Genomic DNA, 15261 nt, shown 5'->3' on the forward strand with positions numbered 1-15261 from the left:
CGAGCGGCAGCGATTCAACTATGCCGATCCAGGGCGCAAGTCTGTTGTAGGTCCTTCTAACGACGAGCGGGCTTGACGTCCGCTATGGGCCCTTTGCTCTAATGAGGCGACAGGCTACAGTCGGCCAGGACCAGACATTCGAACTTTAATGCTGAAGGTTGCTTGAATATGGAATTGAGCGGCAAGAGCATCATCCAGGGCTTCTTCTTACTCGCCTGCGCGACACTACTCGCTCTGTTGTTCTTCGGCGCCTGGGTGCTCAAGAAGGTGCTGCCCGAGGAACATCCGATGAAGAGCAGGCTGTCGCCTGAAAGGCTACTGCATATCGCAAAGATTCTCGCAGCAACACTGATCGCGGCATACTTTGTCGGCGCAGTAATCTTGTATGGTTAGGCTGGATGCGGTCACAACCAGACTCGCGTGGAGCATCTTCAGAATCGGCCTATGAAACAGATTTCCGATAGGGCCTTTGGCGGCCGCTCGACGAGCGGATTTTCCGACTTCGACTGTGCACGGGTCATATTTGACTCCTGCTACGTTCCCCTTTCTTTGGTGCCGGGAGAGTTCACTGTTTTCTCCGATGTGACTCTTGCTGATGTGTCGCACGTGAACTGCAGCCTTCTTACTTCTCGGCTTGAGAGGATTTCACTCGATGGGATGAAGCGGCTTGGCTCCGACCCGCTTTTTTTATGGGGATGCGTGTTCAGTCAAGTCGAACTGGCCGGGCACATGAGCGGACTAAAAATCAACCGCAGAGTGGCGGCGGGAACGATCGCCACGCCTGCTCAGCAAGCTGCTTGGGACCTTGCCGTCAGCGCCTACTACAGCGATGTGGACTGGGCGCTCGATATCTCAAAAGCGAAGTTTGCAGGTGGTGTTACTTTTGAGGCTTTGCCTGGCGAAAAGATTAAAAGGAATGTCGAGACGTAAGTGCTTGTGCGACGAGACAAGCTCGATGCTGCAGCAGATTGGCAGAAGCTCGACTTTGGTGGCTCGTCGTTCGACATCGCCCTAAGTAGGTTTCTCGATGGGTCCCAATTCGATTCGGTAGTGCTCGCAGCGCGTACCGCCAGCAAGTACGGGGCGAAAGACGTGGCGGTCCTAGACATACTGCGTAAGAAAGAACTCGCGGAGTAGCCAAGAAACGAGCGACTGCTTATGGGAAGTGCAGACGACCGTTTCGGGCCCGAAGCAGCCGGTCGTCCTGCTCCAAAGCAGACGGTCGGCGCGTAAGCTGCGGGCCAAATGGGAGGTTTTGTGAGCAAGAATTGGAAAGGTGAACTCAATCGCCTAGCAACTGAGTTTTGGTTTCGCACAGGAGATGCGGCAGAAGTGACGCCATGGGTGGAAGCTGCCTACGAAGCAGGCGAAACAGCCGTCGAACTGGCAGAGATGTGGGGAGGCGCCGACATCGAGCGCACGCGCTCGCACCTTCAGTTCTTGGCCAAGCAAATCAATGGTTTCGAGCCGTGGTCGGATGCAGCTCAGCCGCTCGCGGTCGCTGCACTTGAAAGAGCCTTGCGTCGCTACGTCGCCCATGAAATCGATCCCGCTACTCTTTGCAGGCTGGTAGACGACTTGGACGCGGCGTTCTTGGACAAGCCACCAATGCCAAATCTAGACCGTTGGATGGGTAATCTCTGGAATTGCTGCGACTGGTGCGACGCCACTTGGACCTTCGACAAGGTGCCGCATTTAGAGGCGGAGGCAGTCGCCGTCTTGGCGAGACTCGCAGCCGCCAAACGTTGATGCTTGGCGAACCCAGGACGGCTATGCGGCATGAGGTCCAGTAGGTCCGCTTCTGGCCGAGGCTGTGTGGAAACGCCTGCGACTACTGGATGGCCTGTGAAGCCGCCGGTGGCCCTCGCGAGGCGAATGCTCGGCATACTGGGGCGCCGCAGGCGTTTCCACACAGCCTCGGCCGTTACCGGATTTCGCCGATTGGTTGGTCAGGGACTGGCGGCAACGGATCGTACGGAAACCGAGATGTCCATTTTTCGGCCTCTCCGTAAGGGTGACCGTCGCCGCGAAACCGCCATGCATGCTCCCTCCCCGGTCGCTGCTCCCACAAATAGTAGAACTTCCCAAAGATGTGCCGCGAGCCAAAGTAGCTTGTCGTCACACATATGAAGAGCTCCCGACCTGGCAAATCGCAAATGAACGACTCCCAGAAATCAAGAAATCCGCCAATCTCTCCCCGATCACCGAAGTCTTTAAAGCTAATGCCAAACGTGATGATGTTGCCAGCCCGGTTGGGGGCCGACGGTGCATGGAAGATGCCTTGCCATACGCCATGATTGGTGGGATAGGGTTCGCTTGGAAGCATCCCAATCTTCTTGAAAGCAGCTTCCAAGGACTCGGCTCGGTCATCAAGCAATAGATGTCCCGATGCATGGTTTTCGCTCGCCATCGAGTCCCCTTAGATCGTGATGTGCAAATGTTTAGAGCTGGCCAAATTCTGCCCGATAGCGCGAATGACAGGTTATGGCCGCATCCTGTCTCACGCCTAGATTGTTCCGGCTCTCGTCCAATCCAGTACATCCGTTTGGCGTTCCTCCCACATTGCCTGGAGCTGTTCGTAGCCTTGGGTGGAGACGAAGAGGCGTTCTAATTCGGAGATTGGGACCGCCAAGAGCGGATAGATGGTGAGGTCACCGACCGTAGCCCTTGTCATGCTGGAATCGGCCCACTGATATGGCGGGATGAAGAGTACGTGAGGCAGGGGCCCATCGGGCAGGTAGAAGGTCAACATCTCTTCAAACACAACGCCAGGCGATGGGCGCCATCCGTTCTTCAGAACGTAGAAGGCGATGGTCGCTAGGACATTCGCTTCTTGGGATGCGTGACCACGGTGGTCAAGCAGTACCTCTGTCCGTAGCTCCCGTTCAGATGTTGCGCTGATATTCACATCCATCAAGCCGACGGTCGACAGCAGGGTCCCCTCAGCAGTTGCACTTTCAAAAAATGAGAATCGAATGGCGCTCGGTATCGTCCTCGGAGGAGTTCACAGACCACTGTCCCGCGGTCGAGGTTTGCAGGTGGGAAACCCACGCCTTGTAGCGGGCAGGCGGCTCATGGTCTTTGGCCAAGCGAACTCCTTCAATTGAACGGTGGGAACGGGTGTCTGGTTTTGGCCGACTGTCGCCGGTCGCGCCAACTTCGCGAAGGGGCCCTAAGCGGTCCTACACGCCGCTCCAAAGCTGACCTTCGCTTTGGCAGCCGTTCAATGCTCAGGCAGCGGACCGTAGTCGACCAGCTTGTAGCCAATCTCCCTGGCACTGAACGTTTTGTGCAGGCGTCGAAGAAGCGAGTTCTCAAGCGGGGCCGAGACTGGTTCGGAAAAGTCAAAGGAGAAAATCGGCCCTGGCCAAGACGCATGCTCCATGCGACTCATCGTCAATAGCTCGTCGGACAGCGCGAAACGCCGTTTCGCGGTTCTGACGCCTGCAGCGGACGTCTCTTCACCTTCCCAACCCGAGAGCTGCTTGACTTCCGCTGCGTCATCGCAGGCAGCGAGCACGTCCCCTTCGGAGAGTGCGGAGAAAGTGAACTGCACATAGCGTCGCTTCTTCGAATTTGGTACCAGACTATCCGCATTCAACGCAGCGTCCGAGATGACGTCGGCCAGCCATTCGGCGAAGAGTTGCTTCTGCGTTTGCGTAGCCAGCTCGAGGTCGAACATCACAAGTCGCTCGCCAGCGCTTGAGGGCGCCACGGCCCATGTCCGCTCTGCCTGGTCTAGCGCAAAGGGGAATGCTTCCTCTGCTATCTCCCCGAAGATTTCCAGCAAACCATCTCTTGCCTGACGACATTCCCGAGCCTTCTCAAACGGCCGCAGGTCAACGTGTTTACCAGCATAGGTGAGGTCCTGAACTAGTCCAACTTTGTGATAGTAGTCTCGCAGCAATGGCGGCGCTTCAAGTCCGACCTCCGCCTCTATCGCAACAACTTCAGCTTCCGTCAGACCTTCGAGGTAGACGCTCCCCGTGGCGGCCCCCAATGAACGCAGCGCTGTTTGAACATCAGTCGAGTTTGGCATCTATTTGAAGGGTTGGAGCTCAAGAATCAGCGACGGGCGGCCAACGGCCGGTTCTGGCCGACTGTAGCCGCACGGTCCGTCAGAGCAAAGGGACTAACGCAAGCCTGCGCCTCTATGCTGGGAAGCGTGGCAGCTTGGCTTCCTCGACAGCCGCTCTGAAGGCTGTGTCCCACGAAGCCCACTGCTCCGGCGATACTTGGCCCTCGATGGTGATGCCCGAAGGCTCAAACGACGCTTCTAGCCACGGATTGCCAGAGGGGTCACTGAAGAAGCCCATCGAGCCTGGCCGCGCTCCCGGTAGCCTTAGAAGTAGGCTGCCCAGGGTTGCGACCTCGGCGTCTGTCAGGCGTCCTGTGTAAATGGTGTAGGTCCCACCAATTTTCACGAGAGGTCGAGCCGCCAAATCGTGCTCGTTCCAAGGCTGGAACCAGCCTTCTAAGCCTTCGATAAGTTCTTCGCTTGCCATGGTGTTTCTACTTCCGCTTCTGGCCGGTTGCTGGCTTTTCTTGATGCCTAGTTGGCGGGTTGGACCGCGTCCTTCGGCAACCAATAGGCGCGCTTCGGCGACGGGTCCCCAATCCTCATCACGCTGCTGCCGGAACCAGCGTCAAACACAGTGGCTAGCGTGTTCTTCTGCACTCTCGTGCAGTGAGCAATCGCCTCCCCGACAGTCGCTACATTGGCCTTTGCACGCAGGCGGTCGAGCAACACCTTGTTGTCCCCTGCGAGGTCAGGTTCACCGGTCGCTGGCGAGATGTTAGAGGTGCCTTTGGTGGCAACCAAGATGCCAATCATCAACACAACGAAATTCACGTACTCCGCCTGCGCAGGGGATTCGCACCCATAGTAGATGTCGACCGGCCCGCCCTTGGTTACAACACGCGAGCCGCTTGAGCAAGCGACTTTCGAGCAGTTCTCGGCAGCAGTCACTTGCAGAGCAAATGCAGCGAGCGCGGCGATACAGATTTTCTTCATGAGCTTCGGTGTTTGCATTTGACCCGTTGCGAAGGAGACAAGCGGTCCTTGGAGATTGTTTACTCAGGTCAGGTTTTGTGCACGCGCTTCGATGAGTGCAAGCTCAACCTGGCCGGAAGGTGTTGCTCGGACTCTGAGAACGTCCGCTATGCGGCGAATTTGAGGCCGGCTACGAATGACGGGTTCTGGCCGACTGTAGCCGCACAGGCGGTCAGTTCAAAGGGCCCAACAACCGCCATCGCGAAGGGCGCTAAGCGGTTATTCGAATCCTCGGACTGAACTGTCTCAGGAACTACAAAAAGCGCTAGAACGTTGCGAACTCCCAAACGTGTTCCTTGCCATGCTGTGTCACGAACAATCTGAGCCGATCTAGATCTGCAAGCTGCTCTGATTCGAGACCGTCATGCTGGCCACTTAGGACGTGATCCAACGCCTCGGGCGCCACTCGAACGACCACCAAATCTTCCAGCAATACAGCAGGCTCTCCCTGGTTCCACTCCGCCGCCTGGCCACACAGAACCGCAAAGTCCAGCGAATTCAATACGTCCATATTGACCACCGTCAGGTCGTCCAGTGCGTCGGGGCCTTCTTCACCCAGTGGTTTCAGGCGTTCCGGGTTTTCTTCGTAGATGAATGTGATGCCGATCATGGTTTTCGTGTCTTTACTGGATTTGCGAATTGGTAGTGCTGTCGGGCGACATGACGAAAGGCCGCTTGCGGCCGAGTTCTGAGCTAGCGGTCAATGACCGGTTCTGGCCGACTGTAGCCGGTCGCGCCGCTGTCGTGAACGGGCCCATACCGGCTGTACAGTTTTTCTCCAAAGCTGACCTTCGATGCGGCTTAGAGGTGCTCCCGTAAAAGTGGGTTGGCTTGGTACAACGGCGCAACGACCTTCGATTCGCTATCGACGACAACCATGTCGTGAGCATGATGCAGCCCGTTGTGCACCCGCACGTTGGGCGGCAAACTCCACGCTCTCCCGGCGAGCGTCTTCAACTCGGCTTCGAGCGCGGAGGAAATCAGGATGGAAAGACCGTCGTAGCTTTGCTCAGGAAGACTTGAGTGCAGGTGAGGAAACTCCGGACTCACGAGCGAATAGCCGCATCCGAAGCGAGGCATGAGGAAGTGTTCCGAGCGAAGAGCCGGCGTTGCGTAGTACGACCAGAATTCCTTCGGTACTACGATATACAGAGTACTGGACCAATACGGTTCGGACTCGACTGTCGATAGATGCTCTACGTAGAAGCTCTTGCCCTGGAGATACACCGCCTTGAAGACGGCGTTCTGAGGTTGGGAAAAAACTCTTCCGGTCGCTTTGCCTTTCCAGGTCTGCTCGACAATGTCCAGGAAAGCGTTGTTGAAATACACCGGAAACATGATGTGGTCGATTTGAAGCTGCATTGTGTTTCTGGTCTCAGCGGCAGGGTGGCTCTGTTCGGCAGCCTTAAGTAAATGGCTCGACAGGCCGGTACTCGCAAGACCCATGTAGGTAGCAAGCCGTCGTCGCGTCAACGGTTGGAACTTCATCTACTCAATCATCCCCGTGTGTTCTGAAGTTGTGGAGGGGCACCGTGAACGGCCGGTTCTGGCCGACCGCCGACCGTCATGTTACCGGGGCGCTTACGCATTCTCTTGCGTACCTCCCCGCGACTCGCGTCGCAAAGTTGTACCCCAGGTGTTGACTTCGGCCGCTTCCCTCCCGGCGGCCAAATCCGTCAGAAGCAAATCCGCAATCCCAGAACCGCCCCACCCGTATTGGTGATGGTCAGGATGTGAGCGAAGCCTGTTTGAAAGGTGCCGCAGCCGGCAAGGTCTGCTGCAGTCGGCGGCTGCGTTCCCGCCCAGCCACCAGGAACACCTGTTGCCGCTCGTCGAGAGCCTCTTCTCGCAAGTGAATGTCCTGCGGCTCGATGGAAGTGAGGCTTAGCCTATGCGCAGCCCACGTGGGCCGGTTGAAGGATGGCTGGCGGCAAGGCTCGCCCTCAGCTCCGTCGCGATGAAATCGGCTGCTTGGATTTCGTCGCCGGAGCAGGTGTGCTCGTTGTCAGCATGCTTCTGGTGCTTCCGGCCTCTTCCGAGGCGTGGCGGTCCCGTTCACCCAGTGGAGTCTTGGCCAGGACCACCGCGATATCCGGTCAGAATGAGAGCCTATGCCTATGCAGCCCCTGTTCGACGCAATCGCTTCAATGTCCGCACCGGTGGACGCGCAGCGCATCTTCCACGGCCGTGGTGGGCTTCATCCCGAGTGCGCTCACTTGTCGCTGGACTTTTTCCCACCGGTTTGGGTGTTGACCAGCTTCAAGCCTGTGACCGACGGCGAACTGGCTGCAATTGGTGCCGCGCTGGAGCGCCGATGGGCGCAGTTGGCGCCGGGTGAAACACTGCAATGGGTGTTTCAGTGCCGGCATGAAGGCCAGAGCAGCACACAGCTCATGGGCGGCTCGGTGCCCGACCCGCATTGGGTCACCGAGGAGGGTGCTCGCTATCGCGTCAACGTGGGCCGGGGCCAGAACCACGGGCTGTTTCTCGACATGGCCGAAGGACGGCGCTGGGTTCGTGCGTTTGTGAAGGCGCGCCCAGACGCCCGGTCGCGCGTCAAGGTGCTCAACCTGTTTGCCTACACCTGCGCGTTTTCTGTGGTCGCATTGCAGGCAGGGGCCCGGCACGTCACCAACCTGGACATGAGCAAGGGCGCTCTGGCCGTGGGGCAACAGAACCACCGCGCCAACGGCGTGCTCGCCGGCGCGAGCTTCCTTCCCCATGACCTTTTCAGTTCGTGGGGGAAAATCACGCGCGGAGGCCCTTACGGGCTGGTCATCGTTGACCCACCGAGCTATCAAAAGGGAAGTTTCGTTGCGACCAAGGACTACGCCCGGCTGATTAAGCGCTTGCCTGACCTGCTGGAGCCCGACGGCGTTGTCCTGCTATGCCTAAATGCCCCAGAACTGGGACCAAAATTTCTGCAGGAGCAAATGATCGAACTGGCGCCAGAGCTGGATTTCGTAGAGAGACTGGCGAATCCAAGCACCTTTCCCGACGTGTCCGACGAGCGGTCGCTGAAGGTGTTGGTGTACCGGGCGCCGCCGGATGTTCGACCTGAGGTCTGAAGGGTGCGCTACGCATTAGCGCCACGTGCGGACGGCCCCCTGGAGCGCCTTCGTGTGAATTGAAGCAAGCTGTCGAATGACTGATCTTGGCCGACTGTAGCCGACCGCACCGCCATAGCGATGGACTTGAGGCAATCAATGGATGCGCTCCATAGCGGACGATCAAGGTGGCCGTGACGCCACGCTGTTCGCTGCTTCTCTGATCTGCGGAGAGGTCGCAGTGCGAGCGATTTCCTGCAGTGTCAGCAGCAATGAGATGTCACCGATCTCAGTGATGCCAGAGTTCAACATGCGCCCGATCATCGCTATGCCGAGTTCACTTGGCTGTCGCGCCAATGAAGCAAGAAGAGCGGGCTCGTAGTTCGGAAGCCTCTCTAATCCGTGAACAAGGCTCCACATCACTCCGTACCCGTCCTCCTCGGGATAGCGTTCAAAGACGCTCAGCATTTCGGGGATCGCTTGCTCTGGGCCGCCTGCTTGCCAAAGTTCATCGAGCAGGTCGTCCAAGCGACGCCAATTGCCATCTTCAGCGGGCGAAAACTCGGCGATGTCGCGGGTGATAGAAGTGATTTTTCGAGGCACTGAGAATCCTGGTCGGATGACTGCTCTTGGCCGAAGCCGCCGATGCTACCTATGCGCCTTTCGTGCTCAGCGTCAGGCGGAAGAGCGCGCCATCCCGAAACTGGTAGTGGCGAGTATTGGCGCCGAAATCGCCTTTGACCCACCACTTTTCGCCGGGGCTTTCGCTGAATGGAATGTTTGTTCGCACGAATGCTTCCTTCGCTTGGTCAAAGGTCTCGAAAACAGGCACCTCGACGTCGTCTTGGGCGATAGGCGCGAAGCCCTCGCTTGCCAGAATGTAGATAAACACTACGTCAAGCTTTTGGTCCTGGTCGAATCGGAACTGAAAACCGCGCGAAGGAGCGGCTGCCCAGTAAACGTCCTCAAGGTTCTCATGCGTGCGGTCGAAGTCGTAGACGACTTGCATGTCATTTATTTCCAGCACTTCGACAACGTCGTCGTCCTTCATCTGCCGACCCAGCAGCGTCTCAAATTTCATCGCAATCCCTCATCTTCTGAAGTTTGACACGCGGTGTGAACGTATTCGTAAGGGTCATTGTTCACGGAGGCCGGTTTGTGTGCACGAGCTTCAAGGTCAGCCAACCCTCGAACTCAAAACTTGCAGAACGCGAATGTCCACTACCTCGCGAATTCCACAGCGCGGCCGACCGGCTGCTTCTGGCCGACTGTAGCCCACGCAAGGTCGGCGCAAAGGGCCGAAGCAGCCAGTCCCACTTGCTGAAAGCAGAAGTTCGCGGTCGAGCAGTCTCAAAATTCGGTGTTCAAGTCCTGCCGAATTTCCACCACGGACTTTTGGGTTGTGGGGTAGTCGCTGGTTGCGCTTCGGGGATCGGGGCGGCGCCGAGTGACTGCGCACAAATCGAATTCCACACGACTGCATCCAGCGGCATCACCTTGGACCAGTCGATTTTTCCAGTGAACGCCGGGTGGGGAGCGAATCCATAGAACTGGCTCGGGCCACGCAATACGCCGCGCTCCTTGAGCAGCGCCACACCTTGGCTTAAAAGGTTCTGCTCTTGCCACTCTAGCGAGTTCATCATCCCGGTGAAGTGCTGGAAGCTCTCAGCAACCCTATGCACGCCACCCTCAAGGACATCGAGCTTTTCAACTTCGCCTGTCCTCAGTTCAAAGAACATGTCGCCAAAGACCGAGGCCCCGATTGGTCGAATCTGCCCAGTCACCATGCCGGGCCATTCCAACAGCAGGCGGTTGAAATCTAGCCTTTCTGCGTCGACGAAAAGCTCGTCCCAGGTCAATGAGTTCATGTTGAGAGTCGCGTTCGAATGTCCGGTTGTGGCCGAGGGCTGTCAACCCATCGATGCTCGGTAAAGCAAAGACTCAGCCTCGTCATAGCGCAAAGGCTGACCCTTCGATTCGGCAAATTGCTGTACTCGCCAAGGATCAATTACCTCCGGTTCGCTGACTGCCGTGTGCATGTCGACGACGAGGTGGGGCACTGGTGCTTGTCGTGTGAAGACCACGCCAGACCCGTGTTTCTGGGCCGCCCAATGCTCGCCGTGAACTTCGAGATCTTCAGCTATCTGAACGCCAAGAAGCCATTTGTTCCCTTGCACCTCGGGGTAACGCTGCAGCAGCGCGGCACTGAGCCTTCGCTGACACTCGAGCAGTTCTCGTATCAAGTCATCATTCATAGGTTGGTGGGGCGATGAGTTGAGCGTCTGGTTCTGGCCGAGGCTGTGTGAAAACGTTCGAAGGTGGTATTTTTGTGGGTAGCCAAAGCATTCCCGAACCCTTGATCGTCGATCCAGGCGCGCTCTGAGCGGTCGGCTTTCATGCAATCGGTACAGCACCAGCGTTTTCACACAACCTCGGCCGAACGCGACCTCAACGAGGTGCGCTCACGACTTGCATTCCACAAGCATCGAATTCGGACCACGGACCATAGCGAAGCCCGTCCCAACGGGCATCGCCACCCCATTCGGGTTGATTTGCTTGTCCGCGAACGTATAGCCCCTCCGGCACACCCTGGCCGCCTCCTCGTAGCAGGCGTCGATGACCGCGCTACCGCACTTGATGAAATATGCGACTCCGCCGCTTGGCCCTTGGACAGCTTTCGACGTGGCGCAGCCGGAAAGAAGCAAGGCAAAGGCAATGGCAGCGGTTACATATTTCATGGCGACCGACTGTATTTAGGGTGAATGCACAACGGTGACAGATTGGCCGCCCGACCTCAGAAAACTGGGCGGCTATGACGAAATTCCGCTCATGGCCGTCCGACGTCGCTCGCGGTTTCTGCTTAGCTTATAGCGGTCAGACCTGACCGCGGAGGATCGCCAAGCGGTTCGCTGGCGCGTCCGGCGCCATAAAGTCTGGAATTGTTTGCGGCGTTCGGCGTGGTCGCGAGAGAAATTCAACCTGCCACTCCGCTACGCGCCTCTTCTTCACGTGCCGATACTTGCCGGGAGAGGGCTCGTCGATGTACTCCTCCTGCACGATCAAAGCGAGCGGCTTCTCGGCGCCTGCGGTGTGATCGGCAAAGATCAGGGCGTCCGCGAAGGAAGCAAAAGAGTAGTAGTAGTCACTGCCGTCCTCAAGGTCAGCTGCGCCGCGCTCCGGATGACACCACACCCGGTACCCCAGAACAGCATCCCAAACGTAGCCTCCGCCTGACATCGCTGAAGCGGCGTATGAACCAATCAGCGTTGGATCGATGACATCGGGATATGGGCCAGTCATTGTGTCGGGGTTCGAACAGTTTTGTTTGGTCGAATTCTGCCGTGTCGCCCAATGTCAGGTTGTCGCCGACTGGAGCCTGTCGCATTCAGTCGCACGCACTCAGGCCCTCTTTCCCACGGAAGATTGCGGCCAGTGCTTCTTCGACGGTTTGTGGGTTCCAGTCTACCGGCAGAAACTCAATGTCATATTCGGCGTGACCGTCGAGCAGCGAAGCCGCGTTCATGCTCAGCGTTGCTCTGAAGCCAGATGCATGAAGTGCAATCCCCAAACACTCGACTCGATGTACTACTTGGTCGACGACCATTACTTCAATGTCGTTGGACCCGAATGCGCGGGTGAGCGAGAAGCAATAGTTCTGCCTCGGGTCGTAGCAGTAGATGTATGCCATTCCACCGCAGGCACCGCTGTTCGCCGAGGCGCTCACGATTGCACGTAGCTTCATCTATTTCGTGTGTTCGAAGTGTCGAAGTCGGCGGCCGTATCGTCGAGCGAGCCTGTACGACCGTCCGCTTCTCGGGGAATTTCGCGGGAGGCTCGAGTGACCGGTCTTGGCCGGCTTCCGCCTTTGGCATTGCTCGCGGCTCAGAGCGGTGGCCGGGTCACGTACTGATAACCCTTCACTTCGTACTTCTCAATCTCGAGCTTCTTCATCTCTTCGGCACTTGCTTCGTCAATGCTGTTCGCCTTTTCCGCTCGAACAAATCCATTCGCCTTCGCCCAATCGTCAACCTCCGCGAGTCGAGCGCTCTGCTTTCGGGCGGTCGCGGTGAACGTCTTAGCAATTTCGTTGACGTAAACGATGACATGATGTTCGTGCACTACAGAACTCCTTGCTTCTTGTATCGGGACAGCCTTCACTGTACGTTACCAACGCGCATGACGGTAGGTGAGTGAGTGACTGGTTCTGGCCGCATCCTGCCTTTAGCTTACCGGCTACGAGACGGCATGGCCGTCCTCAAACCAATTCAAATATGCAGCCGCGAAGTGATACGCGAGCTGAAACATGGCCTCGCTATCCTTGCTGGAAACCCCCTCGGGGAACAGGTTCATGACGATGAAAAGCGGTCGTTCATCGGGGGCCTGAGCCCGGACGCTCTGCCACGCGGGTGAACTAAGCGAATCCAGGAGCTGCTGGTTCTGGAGCTCTGCCGCTTTGCCGCCTGAGCGAAGAATCGCACAAGCATAGACAACACGGCCCCCAATGCTGAAGTTGCACTTTCCCGCCGTGCACTCCACGCTCCAGGAATCCAGCGGACCGTCCAAGTGGGTGGCGACGATTGGGCCGCTGCACAAGAGGTCTTCGCAGTATGCGAGCCACTTCTTCGACAGTGCATCTACGTGCAAGGTCGAACTCTCCAACAGTTCTTCATCGACTGCACAGTGCATGACTCTGAATGACTCCATCACCTTCCTCCAATGGCCGCTTCCAGCTCGATTCTGTCGCAGCAGTTAATGGCTGCTCCTGGCCGAAGTTTGCCTGACGGGTGACCGTCCGTTTCTGGCCGACTGGACTCGAAGGCAGGCGAAGCCAAAGGCGAGATGGAGCCATACGGCTTTGTCATTACCAGACAGTCGTCAGCCACCTAGAACTTCCGCCAAATCGATACCCACCAAGGAGTTTGCTTTTATCGCAAGCGCGGCGCGCAACCCTATGACGACTTGAAACGCCTTGAGAGGGGCTGAGCCGAACTCTATGGAGGAGCGATAGACCCCCGCTGCGATGGGTTCGAAAAGCTTGCCTGCAAACAATGGGATGGGGGCTACTTCATCGAAAAACTGCCCGCACGCCGGGCAGCGTTTTGCGCGTTCAGCAGCCGAATATTCCAGAGTTTTTTGCGGGCGCAGCCAGTAAAAATCCGGGTCCGCCGGTAGCGCAATGAAGTCCTCGTTCGCGGCACCGCCCTCCTGGAGCACCCTGCGCAGGCGTTCCGACACCAGGATATAGCCGTCATACGTAGCGGTGATGTCCCTGCGGCGCTTCTTCACGCGGTACTCGGGACCGATGTAGAGGGCATCGACCTTGACGCCGCATGCCGGGCAAGTCGCCGGATGCGGTCGCCCCGCGACTCCGAAGCGCCATTCACCGCTCTGATGCTCGGGCTCGTGGGTTTCTTCCCCCAACATGTAAGAGCCGTCGTCGTGCCCGAATAGCGTATAGGCCCACACTGTCTTGGCTTGCTTCACCTGCCTCCCTCGCATGTAATCGTGCAGCCGTTGTTGGTCACTTCGTTCCTCTGCTGTGGCTGGATCTTGACCGCCGGCGCGACCGGCTGGTCTTGGCCGAACTGTGCCATACGCCTCAGTTCCTCGAACTGCCCGGCAATCCGGCGGCCTCGTCAGGGGGCGGTACCAGCGCCATCACAAAGGCCTCCATGGCAGCAATCTCGAAGCTCCCTTCGTTGGAGTCTGTCTCGTGGGATGAGCCACCAACCACGCGAATCAAGATGCCATCGGGTTCGTATTGAGCAAACTTCGCGCCGGGCTCGAACATGCGGCTCACCCCCTGGCTGACGGCATCCCTGAACATCTCAGATATCTGCTCCGGCGAAACTTCCCACTGGAACGAAAGGCCGTTGGCGGACGAGGGCTCTACGGAAAGCACCACATGACCAAACCGTGGGAAGCCTGTTTGGCGAATGAATCGCCCCTCACCCGTCGTTGCACGTTGAATGAGCAGTTTCTTCATCGCCTCGTAGTCTGTTTGGGGCTACACGTGGATGGCATATCGATTGAATTCAGGGGACAGGAGCGAAGGTCGGCTCCTGGCCGACTGTAGCTTGTCGCCTCATTAGAGCAAAGGGCCCAAGAGAGACGTTGAGCTGGTCAATCTAGAAGGGAAAGGCAGACTTTCATGTTTGGAGCGCGCGGCCGCCTGCAGCCCGTCCAGCCCAGACGTTGCTCTTTTCAGGCATCAAACTAGAAAATCGGGTGATGCCAGCTTTTCAGCCATGAAGGAAGCAAGCTGCGCTTTGTAGGTCTGCCGGTCAAGTTGATCCGGGCCAGAAAAGTAGCGGTCATTGATGTCCAGAATTTCACCTGACAAACTGAAGTTTTCGAACTCTTTTGCATATCGCCGGTTTGCGAGTCTGATCAGGTAGGCCAGTTGCGTATGCTCCATCTTCATGTTGTCGTCGTGAGCCTGACTGTGCCAAGTGAAGCGAACCTCAAAAGGCATCGTTTCCACAGCAATCAGCAATATGCGAAAAATGAGAGAACTTCTTTCCGACTTAGCAGCAATCTGATTTCCTGATTCGATTGCATTCACTAGGGAACATCTGATCAAGTCGTAAATTGACTTGATGACGAGCGCGCGTGTTGTGTCGCAGCGCTCGCCGGCTCGTTGCACCGGCATTCGATGTGTTTGAGCGCTTCTGTAGTGCCCTTACGCTGCCAGCGGACGCACCTGTCCCATCATCGCAATCAATTTCCTTCTGGCCATCCACAGGTTCGACAGCGCGAACAGCGTGATCACATGTGCCGTGTTCTTGGCCAGTCCCTTGAACCTCACTTTCGTGAGGCCGAACTGCCGCTTGATCACCCGGAACGGGTGCTCCACCTTCGCCCGGATGCTGGCCTTCTGGAATTCCTGCTTGCGTGCTCTCGCCTTAGCTCGGCCCTCCAGCATCTTCGCCATGTCGCTGGGCCGGCCCGCAATGTGCCACTGCACGCTGCGTTTGACTCGGCTCTGCGCGCCTCGATAGCCCGAGTCCGCCCACACCGTGTCTTCCTTGCCGTGTCGGCGCCGGTTGAATCTTGACCCACCCTGCCGGTTGAACTTTGACCCGGGGATGGAAGCCGGCATCGTGGAAGCCGGCTGTGCATAACTCTAGCGTCTTCCTCCTTTCTTGACTTCTTTATTGA

General features: G+C 57.5%; 23 protein-coding genes and 1 pseudogene. 4 read left to right on the plus strand and 20 right to left on the minus strand.

Annotation, left to right across the window (positions count from 1 at the left end; genetic code table 11):
- Window positions 1-168 precede the first annotated feature (168 nt).
- From VLK31_RS35610 to VLK31_RS35620, 3 genes are all read left to right on the plus strand, one after another.
- Window positions 169-393: a hypothetical protein gene (locus VLK31_RS35610; protein WP_209503441.1), complete on the plus strand. Its 225-nt coding sequence runs from the start codon at window positions 169-171 to the stop codon at window positions 391-393.
- 51 nt (window positions 394-444) lie between these two features.
- A complete protein-coding gene (locus VLK31_RS35615) occupies window positions 445-930 on the plus strand; it encodes a hypothetical protein (RefSeq protein ID WP_409173213.1) in 486 nt (161 codons plus the stop codon).
- 327 nt (window positions 931-1257) lie between these two features.
- Window positions 1258-1749, plus strand: coding sequence for a hypothetical protein (locus tag VLK31_RS35620; protein ID WP_409173214.1), 492 nt, complete (start codon window positions 1258-1260; stop codon window positions 1747-1749).
- 175 nt (window positions 1750-1924) lie between these two features.
- Here VLK31_RS35620 and VLK31_RS35625 read toward each other — a convergent pair whose 3' ends face one another.
- From VLK31_RS35625 to VLK31_RS35660, 8 genes are all read right to left on the minus strand, one after another.
- Window positions 1925-2410, minus strand: coding sequence for a hypothetical protein (locus VLK31_RS35625; RefSeq protein ID WP_409173215.1), 486 nt, complete (start codon window positions 2408-2410; stop codon window positions 1925-1927).
- Between the two features lie 96 nt (window positions 2411-2506).
- Complete coding sequence (locus VLK31_RS35630; protein ID WP_409173234.1) at window positions 2507-2989, minus strand: suppressor of fused domain protein; 483 nt, start codon at window positions 2987-2989, stop codon at window positions 2507-2509.
- Window positions 2958-3089 (minus strand): hypothetical protein, encoded by a 132-nt coding sequence (locus VLK31_RS35635; RefSeq protein ID WP_409173216.1) that lies wholly within the window; start codon window positions 3087-3089, stop codon window positions 2958-2960. The genes VLK31_RS35630 and VLK31_RS35635 overlap by 32 nt, the downstream gene beginning before the upstream one ends.
- Before the next feature lie 134 nt (window positions 3090-3223).
- The gene (locus tag VLK31_RS35640; RefSeq protein WP_409173217.1) at window positions 3224-4039 is read right to left on the minus strand and encodes a hypothetical protein; all 816 of its coding nucleotides are present in this window, start codon (window positions 4037-4039) and stop codon (window positions 3224-3226) included.
- Window positions 4040-4151: 112 nt separating this feature from the next.
- Window positions 4152-4505: a hypothetical protein gene (locus VLK31_RS35645; protein ID WP_409173218.1), complete on the minus strand. Its 354-nt coding sequence runs from the start codon at window positions 4503-4505 to the stop codon at window positions 4152-4154.
- Window positions 4506-4552: 47 nt separating this feature from the next.
- Complete coding sequence (locus VLK31_RS35650) at window positions 4553-5032, minus strand: hypothetical protein (protein ID WP_409173219.1); 480 nt, start codon at window positions 5030-5032, stop codon at window positions 4553-4555.
- 286 nt (window positions 5033-5318) lie between these two features.
- Entirely contained in the window at window positions 5319-5663 is a 345-nt protein-coding gene (locus VLK31_RS35655; protein WP_409173220.1) for a hypothetical protein, read from the minus strand.
- A gap of 191 nt (window positions 5664-5854) precedes the next feature.
- Window positions 5855-6541, minus strand: coding sequence for a hypothetical protein (locus VLK31_RS35660; protein ID WP_409173221.1), 687 nt, complete (start codon window positions 6539-6541; stop codon window positions 5855-5857).
- 629 nt (window positions 6542-7170) lie between these two features.
- Here VLK31_RS35660 and VLK31_RS35665 point away from each other — a divergent pair.
- Window positions 7171-8121 (plus strand): class I SAM-dependent methyltransferase, encoded by a 951-nt coding sequence (locus VLK31_RS35665; protein ID WP_409173222.1) that lies wholly within the window; start codon window positions 7171-7173, stop codon window positions 8119-8121.
- Between the two features lie 162 nt (window positions 8122-8283).
- Here VLK31_RS35665 and VLK31_RS35670 read toward each other — a convergent pair whose 3' ends face one another.
- The 12 genes and pseudogenes from VLK31_RS35670 to VLK31_RS35725 form a co-directional block, all read right to left on the minus strand.
- Complete coding sequence (locus VLK31_RS35670; RefSeq protein ID WP_409173223.1) at window positions 8284-8703, minus strand: hypothetical protein; 420 nt, start codon at window positions 8701-8703, stop codon at window positions 8284-8286.
- Between the two features lie 49 nt (window positions 8704-8752).
- Window positions 8753-9181 (minus strand): hypothetical protein, encoded by a 429-nt coding sequence (locus VLK31_RS35675; protein WP_409173224.1) that lies wholly within the window; start codon window positions 9179-9181, stop codon window positions 8753-8755.
- Window positions 9182-9464: 283 nt separating this feature from the next.
- On the minus strand, window positions 9465-9968 hold the full coding sequence (locus VLK31_RS35680) for a hypothetical protein (RefSeq protein WP_409173225.1): 504 nt from the start codon (window positions 9966-9968) through the stop codon (window positions 9465-9467).
- Between the two features lie 42 nt (window positions 9969-10010).
- Window positions 10011-10355, minus strand: coding sequence for a DUF6896 domain-containing protein (locus tag VLK31_RS35685; RefSeq protein ID WP_409173226.1), 345 nt, complete (start codon window positions 10353-10355; stop codon window positions 10011-10013).
- Window positions 10356-10974: 619 nt separating this feature from the next.
- The gene (locus VLK31_RS35690) at window positions 10975-11400 is read right to left on the minus strand and encodes a GCN5 family acetyltransferase (RefSeq protein ID WP_409173227.1); all 426 of its coding nucleotides are present in this window, start codon (window positions 11398-11400) and stop codon (window positions 10975-10977) included.
- A gap of 85 nt (window positions 11401-11485) precedes the next feature.
- Window positions 11486-11842 (minus strand): hypothetical protein, encoded by a 357-nt coding sequence (locus VLK31_RS35695; protein ID WP_409173228.1) that lies wholly within the window; start codon window positions 11840-11842, stop codon window positions 11486-11488.
- Between the two features lie 140 nt (window positions 11843-11982).
- The gene (locus tag VLK31_RS35700; RefSeq protein ID WP_409173229.1) at window positions 11983-12219 is read right to left on the minus strand and encodes a hypothetical protein; all 237 of its coding nucleotides are present in this window, start codon (window positions 12217-12219) and stop codon (window positions 11983-11985) included.
- Window positions 12220-12333: 114 nt separating this feature from the next.
- Window positions 12334-12744 (minus strand): hypothetical protein, encoded by a 411-nt coding sequence (locus VLK31_RS35705; RefSeq protein ID WP_409173230.1) that lies wholly within the window; start codon window positions 12742-12744, stop codon window positions 12334-12336.
- A gap of 231 nt (window positions 12745-12975) precedes the next feature.
- Window positions 12976-13584, minus strand: coding sequence for a hypothetical protein (locus tag VLK31_RS35710; protein WP_409173231.1), 609 nt, complete (start codon window positions 13582-13584; stop codon window positions 12976-12978).
- Window positions 13585-13699: 115 nt separating this feature from the next.
- A complete protein-coding gene (locus VLK31_RS35715) occupies window positions 13700-14086 on the minus strand; it encodes a hypothetical protein (RefSeq protein ID WP_409173232.1) in 387 nt (128 codons plus the stop codon).
- Window positions 14087-14311: 225 nt separating this feature from the next.
- Window positions 14312-14752, minus strand: a complete 441-nt coding sequence (locus VLK31_RS35720) for a hypothetical protein (RefSeq protein ID WP_409173233.1) — start codon at window positions 14750-14752, stop codon at window positions 14312-14314.
- A 30-nt stretch (window positions 14753-14782) separates the two neighbouring features.
- Window positions 14783-15136: pseudogene (locus VLK31_RS35725) on the minus strand (transposase); the annotation flags it as partial.
- Between the last annotated feature and the right edge of the window lie 125 nt (window positions 15137-15261).

Source organism: Variovorax sp. H27-G14 (genome assembly GCF_046156345.1).
Lineage (GTDB): Bacteria > Pseudomonadota > Gammaproteobacteria > Burkholderiales > Burkholderiaceae_C > Variovorax.